Genomic DNA, 13,545 nt, shown 5'->3' with positions numbered 1-13,545 from the left:
TTATGTGAGGTGAGAATAGGTATGGTAATAGAGCTTGTCTTTAACATTATTCTTGGCGCGGGACTTATTTTTTTTATGGTTGAGTCAATGGGCCTTCCCGCCGGGGAAAACCCGAATGATATTTTTGGTGCAAGTGGTTTTCCTGAAATCCTGTCAATACTTGCCCTGATTGTTTTGATTTTTATAACGGTCACGGTCCTCAGAGAAAAAAGAAAAATAAATATCCCAATGTTCAATTTGCGCTCACCGGATGGCAGGAGGCTTGTTATTAATGTCCTGCTTCTTGCCGGCTATGTCGCCCTACTTAACGTCCTTGGCTTTTGTATTACCACCGTTCTATATCTATTTTCAGGAGCTGTCGCGATTGGATACCGAAAGTGGGTAACGTTGACAATTTTTTCAATCGTTACAACCACTGTCTTGGTTGTTGTTTTCGGGTCGGTTTTTTACGTACCGCTTCCCCGAGGTGTAGGTATGCTGCGCGAACTTAGTTACATGATTTATTAATAATTAAGGATGACAAGATGGATATTCTTTTTCAATCTTTGGCCGCATTTTTACAGCCGCTGACGCTTCTCCTGATAGTGGTCGGCACGCTATTTGGGATGATCTGCGGATCATTGCCGGGCTTGAGTTCGTCAATGGCCATCATTCTCTGCCTGCCATTCACTTATTCCATGGATCCGATAGCCGCAATTGTCCTCATGGTGGCTGTTTATGTCGGCGGTGCTACGGGTGGGTCAATCTCTGCTATTTTGCTGAAGACCCCAGGCACACCGGAAGCTGTTGCCACAACATTTGACGGCTATCCAATGGCACAAAATGGCTTGACCGGCCAGGCTCTTGGACTTGCGGTCACCGCATCGTCTTTTGGAACGATATTTTCTGCTGTCATTATGCTTTTGGCCGCCCCTCTTCTGGCTGTTGCGGCTTTGTCATTTCAGAGTGCAGAATATTTTGGCCTGGGGTTGATTGGGCTGTGCTGTATCACGAGTATTGGTTCGAAAAATCAGTTAAAAGCGGTATTTTCAGTTCTGGTCGGTCTCATCCTGTCAACAATTGGTTTGGATAGTATAAACGGCGTTGAACGCTTTGCTTTCGGACAGCCCTTCCTGCTTAACGGCATTAACTATATTTCCGTTATGATTGGGGCTTTTGCCATTGGAGAAGTCTATAAAAATATAGAAGAATACAGCCACCGAGATACAACCATGAGATCAAGCCAGAAGGTCTCGATCAAACTTATGAAATTTAGAGAAATGGTGAAGATGTGGGACACTTTTATCAAAGGGTCTCTCATAGGAACGATTATAGGTATCATTCCCGCTGCCGGCGGATCAATTGCGAGTCTTATCGCATATGGAGAAGCATCAGGTCGTCATAAAGAAGAAACACCAAAATTCGGAGAAGGTAATCCACGGGGAATTATTGCCCCAGAATCTGCCAACAACGCAGCTGTTGGGGGATCTATGGTGCCGACAATGGTCCTCGGAATTCCAGGAAGCCCCGTCGCGGCCGTTATCATGGCAGCTTTTATGATTATTGGCCTTACACCTGGCCCCCTGCTGATTCGGGATCAGCCGCTTATGCTGAATGCTATTTTCTTAGGTTTGATTGCTGCAGCGTTGTTATTGTTTATCGGTGGGCGTTTTGTTACCAGCCAGTTTGGACATATTTTGAAATTGCCCTATCCAATGCTTGGCACCCTGGTTGTTGTCCTTGGTTTGGTGGGGGCTTACTCCCTGAAGAACAGTTTTTACGATGTTCTCATCATGTTCCTTTTTGGATTTATTGGTTATCTTTTTGATAAATTTAAATACTCAAGCGCAGCGTTAATATTAGGACTTATTCTCGGTGAATTGATAGAAAACTCCTTGAGAAAACAGATAATCATTGGTAATGGAAGTGCGATGGGGTTTGTGACTCGTCCAATTGCGTTAACAATTATTGTCATTGCTGTGGTTACATTGCTATGGCCGAGTATGAAAAAAATTTTTTCTCGCAGGATTTCTTGATTTATATAAAAGATATAGCGGGGTTGCTCTTCTCTTTTGAGAATGAGCAACTCATCTTTAGATGAAATTATTTTTTAATGTTTGATATTGAATAATTTGTTTTATTAATAAAAATTCTATACAGTAATGTCAAAATTAAAATAAATGAAAAAAACAATATAGAGCTAATAGAAAAAGATGATCCTGTTTTTAAAAATATTTTAAACATGTTTTCGATCTTGTTTCCATATATAAATCCAATTATAAATAGATTAACAGGATAATGATGTTTTTTTATTATGGTTATGAAAATTCCTATAAAAATTGAAAAATATATAATTTCAATTCCTAGATCAGAATAGATTGTCGTAGATGAAAAAATGACAAATATGAGAGATCCGTAAATCCATTTAAAATTATTATCGTTATATATGTTTTGAAAGTACCTTTTTAGGGGTAGGTATTTTTTGAATAGTAAAATCGATATAGCTAAAGCTATGATTGTACAAAAGACTATCGAAAGTGTGGCTTCAGGGCTTTCATATGTTGTCATGGCTCCGAAATTAACATTTTCACTGTTGAGAATGGCCAGCAGGACAATGCTTAAGGGCGATATGCCGATGCCGGTAACGATAAGGAAGAGAATGGCTGGGAATTCCAAGGCTTTTAGGTTTTTTCTCGCCTGTAGGAGCGGCACGTGAACAACGCTGTTTGTTGACAGTATTGCCGGGAAAATAAAAGCCCCGGTCAGCACGGCCACAAGATTTTTCCCTTCATTTAGGTTTATGGTATTCCAGGGGGAAAAGGGAAGTTCGATTGCCAGGGCGGGGCCGAGGATTGCTGTGGACAGCCCTATGGTGAGGGGAATAATTGCTTTCAGAACGGTTGTCGATGAAGTGAGGACGTTGACTGTCAGAATTAGAATAGTTATGAGTAGGAGACCGCTGGTTTTAAAAAAAATAATGAATTCTGCGATGTTATGTCTGAAGAAAATAATTAAAATAGACGCCATGACAGAAAACATGAGTGCCCAGGAGCCCTGTCCTGTGAAAGATTCTGCCTCCTTTGTGTGTGGCTTGTTGTTGAGAATTAACGCAGCGATGACCGCAGGGCAGAAGAATAATGCAAAGTCGCTGGGGCGAAGGCCGGCGAAAATTTGAACATAGAAGCAAAAGGTGGTGATCGTGGCTATGTTGGCATTTGGCAGGAGCGCAAATAGGCCTGCCGTACTGATTCCGGCAAAAGAAAATACGATCAATCTGAGTAAGTCTATATTTATCAAGGGCCAGTTCATGGGGGGGTCAGTACTCTAGCAGGCGAATGAAAAGTCCAAGAGGCAATGATTTGCCAAGCAGGAAAAATAATAGTGCATAAACAGAAGTGGCGGTCAGTAAACCAAAAATCAGAGAGTAGGATAAGCTCTTTTGATTGCTTCTAGCCATAAAAAATAGAAACAGGGATGTTGCTGGAAGGAATCCCATAAGAGCCATGACCGCTGGATATAGCAGCATTAAATAGAGAGTTGATCCTTCTGATTTATAAAAAGATTTCATCAAGTATTTGATCTTCTTTTAATAGTTTTTTTAGATTTTAAATAAACATATAGTGTTGTGTCAATAAATTTAAATATTTTTCCAACTAATCTTATACTATATTTGTAGTGATTATTTCTGTGATAAGAAAAATAAATATTAATATATTTGCATTTTTTTCAAATATGAAGCTTCTTGATAGTGTAATTGTTGTTATACTGTCATTGATTATATTTTTATTGGTAGGAGTTAGTATTGTTTTTTCGAATATGATTTTTAATTTTATTCAAAGAGAAACTGAGAAAAATGCTATTCAATCAGCAAAAAATATTTCTTCACTCCCTCAGATAAAGAATATTTCTTCTAAAGAAGACGATTCATCGATGCGTGAGGTTGAGAAGCTTGTAACAAGTATTTCTATAAATACAAATGCAAGTTTTATTTTTATTTTTGATAAAAATAAAACATTATTGGTTGAAAGTAAATTTGATGGAAATGTTCCTAATTATGTAGATCCAAATATGGACTTAAGTTTAGTGAAAGGACAATCTTATATTTATCGTTTCAGTAGCCATTCTGAAAGATTTATTACGGGAAATGCTCCGATTTACAATGAGTCAAATCAAATTTCAGGATTAGTAGTTGCTGGATTTCCAGTGAATAGTACCATCCTCATCACGCGTGGTTATCTTGAACGCAATATTTTTTATCTTTTTCTGTTTATTGTCGTTGGCCTCGGGGCATCTATTGTGATTGCGCGCGGTGTTAAAAATGCTATTTTCGGGCTAGAACCCCAAGAGATAGCCAGCCTTTTTCAGGCCAGAACTGCAATTATTGAATCTATCAGGGCAGGTGTGCTTGCTACTGATGCTCATGGGAAAATAAGCCTTTCCAACAGTAAAGCTGAAGAAATGCTGCGGCTTACTAAAGATGAACTTGCCGGGGCTCCAATCGAGAGATTCTTTCCAGCAGAACTAACTGTCCAGGCTCTGCGCATGGGGGTCAGTGTCCATGATGCTGAAAGAACAGTTCAGGGTATGGTGATGTATTGCAATATGGTCCCTCTAGATTATGAACACATTAATCAGGGTATTGTGGTGACTTTCAGACAGAAAGATGAAATTGATCTGTTGACGCGCGAACTGAGTCAAACGACTCGTTACTCAGAAATCCTGCGGGCCCAAACCCATGAATATGCGAACAGGCTGCATGCGATCGCCGGAATGATTCAAACGAAAGACTACGATGATGTTCTTGACTTTATAGCAAGCGAAACCATAGATCATAAGGTTATGGTTCGGACGATGACAGAGACCGTGGAAGATCCAACCTTGCGTTCGCTGCTGATTGGAAAATACATGCATGCAAAAGAATTGAGGATCGATTTTAGTGTAGATCCGGAGAGCAGCATGAGGAATATTCCGCCTTCTGTCAGCAGGCATTATCTTTTAACGATATTGGGAAATCTGATCGATAATGCATTTGAGGCATGTCGACTTTCTGCAAGAAAATCTAAAGTTGTCCTTAGTATGTCTGATTTTGGAGATTTGATTTTCGAGGTCGAAGATAGCGGGCCTGGGGTTCCTGAATCGATGGTAGAGAAAATATTCGAAAGGGGGGTTTCGACCAAAAAATCGGCCGATAATGGAGTGGGGTTATTTCTTGTTCGTCAGGCCTTGTTCGATATGAATGGGTCGGTCAGTGTTGAAAAAAGCGAATTAGGCGGAGCCAGGTTCGTTGTTATTATTCCTACATTGCGTGAGAGTCAATCATGATTCCTGTTCGTGTGTTGATTATCGAGGATGATGTCCGGATATCCAAAGTTCATGCTAAATTTCTTTTGGAGGTAGAGAACTTTGAGCTGGTAGGTGTCGCCAATTCTATAAAAGACGGTAAGGAAATGGCTGAAATTCTTAGCCCTGATCTCATTTTGCTGGATCTTTTTTTTCCAGAAGGGAATGGCATGGACCTCCTTTATGAATTACGCCAGGAGCACTCGGCAGTTGATGTTATTTTGATTACGGCCGCAAGAGATATTGAAAACTTGAATAACGCGTTGAAGGGTGGGGTTTTCGATTACATTATTAAACCTGTCTTTATGGACCGTTTCAGGGGATCTTTGCAAAAGTATGAAAATTATTTAAAAAAAAGAAATAAGGTTAAAACGGTCGATCAGGAATTTGTTGATGGTATCTTCCGTGATAAAGCTCTTTCGAGCTATGAAGAAGAAAAAAGGACTCTTCCTAAAGGGATTGACCCGATCACATTAAAGGATGTTCTTCGTGCATTTGAGAAAGCTCCCTCCGGTGGCATGAGTGCGGCGGATATCGGCGATCTCGCTGGCTTGGCACGCACGACGGCAAGGAAGTATTGTGAATATCTATTAGCCATTGGGGAACTTCAGATAAAATTGGAGTACGGGACGATAGGGCGCCCGGAACGAAAATACATTAGCAAAAAAAACAATCAATGAAGACGCGATTTTTACTGATCATACTATTTTCATTGAGTCTTTCCGCCTGTAGTTCGTCAGATTACCAGGATGGTACCATCGGGACAGGTATTGATTTCCCGGAAAGAGAGATTAGTATGATAATCCCTTTCGGCCGGGGAAACGCGAGTGATGTTTTTGGCCGGGAGTTTTCAGCTTTGCTGAGTGCGCAGTTGCCTGTCAAGGTTGTTCCCTTGAATAAAAGTGGTTCCGGCGGATTGCAGGGCATGTTATATGCTGCCAGTCTGCCTGCTGATGGTTACACAATCCTTGAAATTACCCCCAGTCATATTATTGCAGACGTACTGCACCGAAGTCCAAAATTGGGGCTGTTGGATACTTTTAAGCCTCTTGCTCTTGTTCAGAACGATTATTATGTTCTTTTTTCAAATAATTCGCCTGATGCCATCAGTTTAGATGAATTTATGGATCCTTCATCTACACGTGAATTCACTGTGGCGGGAGTGAGCCCCCATGGCCTCGACGAAATCACTTTGTCTTTATTGGCTAAGGAGACGGGGAGAAAACTCAAATTTGTGCCTTATCAATCGAGTCAAGCTATCAGGGCTGCCCTTCTTTCTGGCGAAGTTGATCTTTATTTAGGGAAGCTGATTTCTTCAATAAAGCACATTCGCTCTGGGCGTCTAAGGCCGCTTATGGTTCTTAACGAGGGCAGGCTTGAGAATCCTAAAGAGCTCGCAACAATCCCTTCATCTGTAGAGTTAGGTTATCAAATAACCACAAAATCCTGGCGTGGATTTGTTGTTCTTAAAGAAACCCCAAACCATATCCGTGATTATCTGGCGGACCAAATACGCTATGTCGCTAACGGTACAGCATATCAAAAAGAACTAGGTGGTGATTTTTCAAACCAATCCCTTGATTTTAAAGGTCCTGAACAGTTTGATCAGTTCCTTCGCCGGCAGTTTGATTATTACCAGAGACTTGTTGGGAAATAGGGTTTGAGGATCAACGTTTGTGAAAGACGAGTGGTGTACATGGAATTTTGGCAGAGATTTACAACGATTGCGGTAGTTCTTTTGCTGGCAGCCGCCGCAACTGGGACTGATCTTGCTCTGGTGGTGAGTTGACATTTGCGCTTGTTTGGTTTGTTTGGATTTTCGCCTCGTCAGCAGAAGTCTGTTGGTTTCCACAAGTTCTGCTGACGAGGCATTTTTTGCCTTTTAGAGGAAGAGCAATTTCCTTTTCATAATGACCATTTCAGATCGGTTCAATTCTGAAGGGTCTGGGGGTGATGTCTTTTTGAAGTAATGGGTTATATGATTCCGTCGCCATCAGGATTTCTGCGCTTTTCTTCGGCGAACCTGACAAGTGCAGCAAATCTATAAACGGCATGCACAAATTTGCTGTATGGCAATGTTATAAAAAAGCCGCTGACAAAACCAAGATGTATCACCAGTAAGACACCCATCGCTGTAGTACCTCGCAAAAGCAACAATAGTAGCCCGCTTAAGCTCGTGAGGAACAATAGGCCGGTAAATGCAGTATCCATCCCCAAAAGCCCTTCTGCCTGAGGACGCTTGTCTCGTTTCATTTTCAGCCACAGCATGCCACTGGTCCCGATCAATAGGGCTAGCCCGCCCAATGTGCCGGTGATGACCGGAATGCTGGCAAGGCTGTAGGGCGCGGGCAAGTGCAGGAAATGGTCATAGACTAAAGCAACTGAGGTCGATACCAGGCACAAGAGAAATCCGTAAAAAATAGCCTGATGAAACCACCGGCGTTTATGGTTAAAGGTGTCATCTTCGTAATTGCATCCATCGCCGGAACCGCCAAGGTAACGCAGCGCCATGACATCCCAGACGGCGCGCAACACGTTCTGGGGCTGCGCGAGTTGTCGCATGTCCCAACCTGTGCCCTTCGAGAAGCGGAATACGCCAGCCAGTAGCGCGACGATCGAACAGATTGCTATGACAATGGGAACCCCAAGCATAACACCGTAGGGAATAACCTGATAAAATGATCCACTACCAGAGTAGGCTGTAAACAGTGCGGCATTCCCTTGGGTAATCAGGGCGAAAAGGAGAACGATCATAACGCTGAAGGTACTGATGTAGGAGACTGCGCGTCCGTTTTTCTGATACATTTTGGCCAACGGTGCAGGCCAGGCGTACTTTTGATACGTCTCCGCCCGCAGTTCTGCCATGATCTTTGGATTGTTGATGTCAAATTCTTGTGGTGGTGCGTACTGGCAGGCGTGGAAGCAGCCTGTGCAGTTATGGCACAGGTTGGCAAGATACTCCAGATCACCCCGAGAAAAGGAACGGCGCATTTCCATGGCCGGGAAAACAGCACAAAAGCCTCCACAATAACGGCAAGCGTTGCAGACTTCCATAATCCGCCGCGCTTCTTTGACCAAGGTCGATTCGTTTTCAAGACAATCTTCAATCTTAAGATTTGGTGTTGAAGGATTATTAAGCAACATAAGCGGCAGCCTCCTGTCCGGCAATACGCCCAAAAACAGTGCCAATGGTCATTCCAGTCCCAGCCATATAACCTTTTCCAAGAATATTTCCCGCCATGACTTCCCCTGTCGCGTAGATATTCTCAGCGGGCTTGTCATCTTGCATAATGACCCGGGCTTTTTCATCAATCTTGACAGCCAGGTAGGTAAAGGTAATGCCAGGTCGTAGTGGATAGGCGTAGTAGGGAGGAGAGTCGATCCGGCGCGCCCAATGGGTTTTGGCCGGAGTCAGCCCAGTTGTAAAGCAATCGTCGAGCTTGTCCTTGTCAAATGTTCCCACTTGAACGGCCTGGTTGAAATTGGTTACGGTCTGATCTAATTTTTCAGGATCCAGTCGCAACTGCTGAGCCAGATCACGGATGGAGTCAGCTTGAACCGGGCGGAACAACGATGGCATAAACAGATTGATCGATTTGGAATCAATAATCGAATAGGCGATCTGATCTGGTTGCCCTGCTACCAGTCTCCCCCAAATAGCGTAACGTTTGGGCCAGAAATCCTCACCTTCATCATAAAAACGCTCAGCATTTTTATTGACAACGATTCCAAATGACAAACAATCAAGACGGGTAACGATCCCTGCATCAAACTGCGGTGAACGACCATCAATGGCTACGGCGTGACATTGCTGTGGATCCCCAATTGTCTTTGCACCTTTCTCTATGAGGTCTTTGAGCAAGCGCCCTTTGTTGTAGGGGGTCCCGCGAATAATAAAGTTGTCTGCGGCCTCGCCCCAGGCTTCTTTCAACCAAGCAAGATCGGCCTGAAAGCCGCCGGAAGCAACAATAACGCTCTTGGCCTTGACTTCCATGGTAAAGGCCCGACTTCGAACCGTAGCGGAGTGAAACTTGCCGTCACGAATATCCATCTCCAGAACTTCTGAATCATAGACGACATCGACCCCAAGGGCTTCGGCGGTATTAAAGAATGCATTGACCAGAGCGCGTCCACCTCCCAGAAAAAAGGGATTGGAATGTGCCAGCCCCAGAGTTCCCTGGATATGCTGAAAGCGCACCCCGCGCTTATACATCCATTGAGGAGCATCGACTGATTCGTCGATCATGATACGGGCCAACTTTTCGTCCGTTTGCCCATCCGTGACCTTCAATAATTCCTTTAAGTAGGTCTCCTTAGGATAGGCTCCCTTCAGAAAAGAGGTTGGACCATCATGGGCACAGCGCAAGTTGCGGGTATGTCTGCTGTTCCCCCCTCGAAAAGGCTTTGACGCGTGCTCCAACAGGAGCACACGCGCCCCTGCTTCGCGTGCAGTGATGGCGGAACATAGTGCTGCGTTGCCACCACCAATGACTAGTACATCGTAAGGTTGCGTAATGTCTTTCATTGTGATCTCTCCGTTGATCTGAAATGGATGAGTATTTAATGAATTGAGAGATTACACAGACTGTGCCATTTTGTAGATGTGGTGGAATAATCTGAAAATTCTATTTAATAATAGTGATTTATACATTAATAATAAATATTTTTTTATTGATTATTGAATATGTGTTTAAAAAATGGGACAAAATGTATTTTAAATTTATTTATTTGTTTTGTGTGGAGACGTTAGGCTCCAACAATGAAAAGTGTTGCTAAAGAAAGCTAATACCCTGAATATACAAATGGTATCCGTAGTGATGTCCAACTTCATAGATGTTTCAAGGCATATACTGTGTAAAGAAAGGCATAGGAGGCTAACAGTTTTGGCCGGGCGAAAAACACCCCCAGCCCGCTAGCGGATTGAGGGTGTTCTAAGTTTGTTAAAAATAAAATTTTTTTATTTTAGATGTTTGACCTGAGAAATTTAATGGACACTTGCTGTAATCGGCTAATCAACGGTTTCGGTCAGACCATTCAGCGCAAAGACGAACGGGAGTTGATGCGACCTGGCAAAGCCCCCTTAATCGATCTGTGGTAAGACCTTGTCATAATATAGAGAATCCCAATATCCCAACAGGAATTTCGATATTTAATACATTTTCAAAAAACAGTGCAAATAGTGCTACCAGGACAATTGATATTGCCACCTTGCGCGGCCATTTTCGCATTCCCTCAACTGTGACGAAGACAGTCAAAACAGATATGGTTCCCCCGAGTAGGTAACCACTCCAGTCAATGAGTGCCGTCAATGCAACGATACTCATACTGACGATTAAGCCAAGCAGTAGCCCGTGGTCCTTGTCTGCCTGCTGATGTTTGCTTAGGCGCCACCCTGCCCTGATCGTCCAAAGGGCTGACAAAAGGGTGAAAGCACATGCCGCCACATAGGGAAAAGTTCTGGCATTCGGTATGGTTCCGCTTCCTGAAGCGACCTGGTCCGGGATGATTTTTAAAATCAACCCAATGCCAATCATTGTAAAGAGAAGTGCAGCAATGATTTCGGAAGGCCCTTTATGTTCCTGGTGTCTCATGATGGCATCCTCTTATTTTTTCGCGGAGGCAAGTAGCATGTTCACCAGGCCGCTTCCTTCGCTTAGGGTCTTTTCTAGGTCCTCGCCATAAAGGTTCATTGGCTGCATGTTCAGCTTCTTAATGACATTCATATATTCAGGAGCCTGCGTTGCTTTCAGCATTGCTGTTATGAGTTTCTCGGAGATCTCCTTTGGCAGCCCTTTTGGGGCAACGATTATGTAGGGCTCTCCTTTGATGGCAAGCCCTTTATAGCCAACCTCTTCAATTGTTGGGGTCCCTGGCAGGGAACTTTTGGTGCCAAAGTCAAGGAGGGCTCTTGCGGAACCGGAGTTTATGTGGGAGACATGGCTGCCGGACGAGGCATATCCTGCAACCTGTCCTCCCAGAACGAGTTTCATTGCCTCACTCCCCCCTTTAGCTGGGACGCCATGCCAGTCAATTCCTTCAAGCTTGCCAATATATTGCATTAATAGAAACTGAGTTCCCGTTACGGCAGTTGCAGTCCACGATACTTGTCCGGGGGCCGCCTTGGCGTAAGCAATAAATTCTTGCCAGGTTTTCCATTGTGCATCGGCCTTTACTGTAAAGGCGGAAGGAGGACCGGCATATGCAAACAAGTGAGTCAGGTCATCTGCCGGTGAGTAGGATAATTCGAGTTCGTGCGGCGCAGTAGTGATGGTCGTTGATTTTATCAGCCCTAAAGTGTAGCCGTCAGGCTTTGCATGGGCAACGTGTCCGCCGGCAATCGTCGCTCCGGCTCCTGACTTCTCTATTAGAACAATAGGAGTGTCGAGTATGGTCTCGAGCGCACGCGCCATTGCCTGTAGGGATGTATGTGCTGATCCGCCAGCTTTGTAGCCAAAGTAAATTTTTATTGGCTTTGACGGGAAGTTATCGGCATGGGCCATAGCTCCACCGCCTGTTAAAAAAACTAGAAGGCTAACCCAAAACACGCAATTTCGTACGATTCTCTGTTTGAACATTGTTTCTCTCCTTTTTTGCAATTGAAAGTCAATAAATCCCTCCCCGCCCAGGGAGGGGATCAGGGCTATTGGGTTGGAGGTTATATGTCGCTTTTGGGGGACGTGGTTAACGCCAATTTTGCCTGCCTGTTTTTCAGAAAGACTCTGATCGGACCGTATAAAACGATGAAAATCATGATGGCCCAGAGAAATACAGCGATGCCTGTAGAGAAGAAAACCGAAAGATTATTCCCAGAGATCATGAGACTTTGCCGAAATGAACTTTCGAGAATTGGCGTAAGGATAAAAGCGATCAGGGTTGGTCCTAGCGGAAGGGCAAAGTAACGCATTACGATGGCGAGTACCCCTGCAAACGCCATGCAATAGACGTCGAGCATACTGTTGCGGATGGCATAGGATCCTGTAAAGCACAGCAGGAAAATTCCGGAAAAAAGTAGTCCCTGATTGATTTTGTAAATGCCTTTGGAGGCGTATTTGATAATCGACAATGCCACTGGATATAACAGCAGTCCACCAATGATCAGACCTATGAAGATTGCATAGACAACTGCTCCATGCTCGATAAATATTTTGGGTCCCGGCACTATGCCGTAAATTAATAGTGCTCCAAACAGCACGGCCGTTGTTGAACTCCCCGGAATCCCAAGTGTTATTAGCGGAATTAGGGCTGGGCCGCATGTACCATTATTTCCGGTTTCCGCCGCCAGAACCCCTTCAATACTTCCCTTGCCAAACAGCTCAGGATGCTTTGATGCTTTTTTTGCCAGCCCATAGCAGGTAAATGCTGCGGCCGTTGACCCGAGGCCAGGTAATGCGCCAATGCCGCTACCAATAATGGCGCTCCGCACGATTGTTTTCCAGTAGGGGAGAACCTCGCGTAGGGTCAACCGTTCTCCCTGCACCTCGATCTCTTCATTGGTTTTTCGGGGTCCTTTGTCCTGTTTGTTCTTGCGGAGAGATCCAATAATGACAGAGATAACCTCGGGCATGGCAAAAAGGCCCACCAAAAATGGAATCAGTGAAATGCCATCGCTAAGCTCGAAGTTTCCAAAAACAAACCTTGTGCTTCCTTCTATCGGGTCGATTCCGATCAGTGCCACCATCCCACCAATGGCTGCCGCAAGAAACCCCTTAATCTTTTCGTGACCCAGGGTGGTGATAATGACGGCCAGCGCCAACATAATCATCGGTACCATCTCGACCGGTCCAATCTTGAGTGCATAGTGGGCCACAAAAGGTGCCGCAGTGATCAGGATTATGGTGCCGATGAGGTCTCCGGATATAGACGCATACAGTGCAGCATCCAGGGCTTGTCGTGCTCGGCCTGATTTGGCCAGGGGGAAGCCGTCGTAAATTGTTGCTGCTGCCTCGGGCGTTCCTGGGGCTGCGAGCAGAATCGCGCTAAGCGAACCGCCATACACACCACCCTTGTAGACTCCGAGCAAAAATGACAAAGCTGTCACTGGTGGTAGGCCAAACGTAAAGGGCGCAGCCAGTGCAATTGCCATAGAAGGGGAAAGTCCTGGCAGTGCGCCAATTATGCACCCCATGTAAAGTCCTAGGACAATGGCAAGCATATTTTGCCAATGCATAATCATCAAGAATCCGTCGGTAATACTCTCAAGCATGGGCTCTCCTTTGGCTATCCGCA

12 protein-coding genes are annotated in these 13,545 nt (G+C 44.4%); 5 read left to right on the top strand and 7 right to left on the bottom strand.

The features are described from left to right. The first annotated feature begins 21 nt into the window (after nt 1-21). Both N909_RS0100465 and N909_RS0100460 read left to right on the top strand, forming a co-directional pair. Entirely contained in the window at nt 22-507 is a 486-nt protein-coding gene (locus N909_RS0100465; RefSeq protein WP_162179094.1) for a tripartite tricarboxylate transporter TctB family protein, read from the top strand. Nucleotides 508-524: 17 nt separating this feature from the next. Continuing rightward, a complete protein-coding gene (locus tag N909_RS0100460) occupies nt 525-2,015 on the top strand; it encodes a tripartite tricarboxylate transporter permease (protein ID WP_036682596.1) in 1,491 nt (496 codons plus the stop codon). A gap of 67 nt (nt 2,016-2,082) precedes the next feature. On the opposite strand, the gene N909_RS0100455 is transcribed toward N909_RS0100460, so the two are convergent. Both N909_RS0100455 and N909_RS0100450 read right to left on the bottom strand, forming a co-directional pair. Continuing rightward, on the bottom strand, nt 2,083-3,288 hold the full coding sequence (locus N909_RS0100455) for a hypothetical protein (RefSeq protein ID WP_029909728.1): 1,206 nt from the start codon (nt 3,286-3,288) through the stop codon (nt 2,083-2,085). Between the two features lie 7 nt (nt 3,289-3,295). Further along, nucleotides 3,296-3,547, bottom strand: coding sequence for a hypothetical protein (locus tag N909_RS0100450; protein ID WP_155005829.1), 252 nt, complete (start codon nt 3,545-3,547; stop codon nt 3,296-3,298). Between the two features lie 119 nt (nt 3,548-3,666). Here N909_RS0100450 and N909_RS0100445 point away from each other — a divergent pair, with 119 nt between their 5' ends. Genes N909_RS0100445 through N909_RS0100435 form a run of 3 tightly spaced genes read left to right on the top strand, consistent with a single transcriptional unit; the run spans nt 3,667 to nt 6,976 of the window. Further along, nucleotides 3,667-5,301: a sensor histidine kinase gene (locus N909_RS0100445; protein WP_155005828.1), complete on the top strand. Its 1,635-nt coding sequence runs from the start codon at nt 3,667-3,669 to the stop codon at nt 5,299-5,301. After that, a complete protein-coding gene (locus N909_RS0100440; RefSeq protein WP_029909720.1) occupies nt 5,298-5,999 on the top strand; it encodes a response regulator in 702 nt (233 codons plus the stop codon). The genes N909_RS0100445 and N909_RS0100440 overlap by 4 nt, the downstream gene beginning before the upstream one ends. Beyond that, nucleotides 5,996-6,976, top strand: coding sequence for a tripartite tricarboxylate transporter substrate binding protein (locus N909_RS0100435; RefSeq protein WP_029909703.1), 981 nt, complete (start codon nt 5,996-5,998; stop codon nt 6,974-6,976). Before N909_RS0100440 ends, N909_RS0100435 begins: the two co-directional genes overlap by 4 nt. Nucleotides 6,977-7,293: 317 nt before the next feature. Here the strand turns inward: N909_RS0100435 and tcuB are convergent, their stop codons facing one another. From tcuB to N909_RS0100410, 5 genes are all read right to left on the bottom strand, one after another. After that, a complete protein-coding gene (gene tcuB / locus N909_RS0100430; protein ID WP_051689404.1) occupies nt 7,294-8,463 on the bottom strand; it encodes a tricarballylate utilization 4Fe-4S protein TcuB in 1,170 nt (389 codons plus the stop codon). Next, a complete protein-coding gene (tcuA, locus tag N909_RS0100425; RefSeq protein ID WP_029909697.1) occupies nt 8,453-9,844 on the bottom strand; it encodes an FAD-dependent tricarballylate dehydrogenase TcuA in 1,392 nt (463 codons plus the stop codon). The genes tcuB and tcuA overlap by 11 nt, the downstream gene beginning before the upstream one ends. A 580-nt stretch (nt 9,845-10,424) precedes the next feature. Beyond that, a complete protein-coding gene (locus N909_RS0100420; protein WP_029909694.1) occupies nt 10,425-10,910 on the bottom strand; it encodes a tripartite tricarboxylate transporter TctB family protein in 486 nt (161 codons plus the stop codon). 12 nt (nt 10,911-10,922) lie between these two features. Further along, nucleotides 10,923-11,894: a tripartite tricarboxylate transporter substrate binding protein gene (locus N909_RS0100415; protein ID WP_029909692.1), complete on the bottom strand. Its 972-nt coding sequence runs from the start codon at nt 11,892-11,894 to the stop codon at nt 10,923-10,925. An 80-nt stretch (nt 11,895-11,974) separates the two neighbouring features. Continuing rightward, nucleotides 11,975-13,522: a tripartite tricarboxylate transporter permease gene (locus N909_RS0100410; RefSeq protein WP_029909689.1), complete on the bottom strand. Its 1,548-nt coding sequence runs from the start codon at nt 13,520-13,522 to the stop codon at nt 11,975-11,977. Between the last annotated feature and the right edge of the window lie 23 nt (nt 13,523-13,545).

The organism is Pelobacter seleniigenes DSM 18267 (genome assembly GCF_000711225.1).
GTDB lineage: Bacteria > Desulfobacterota > Desulfuromonadia > Desulfuromonadales > Geopsychrobacteraceae > Seleniibacterium > Seleniibacterium seleniigenes.
The sequence above is the reverse complement of the archived record's forward strand: the minus strand, read 5'-3'. Positions and strand labels throughout refer to the sequence as shown.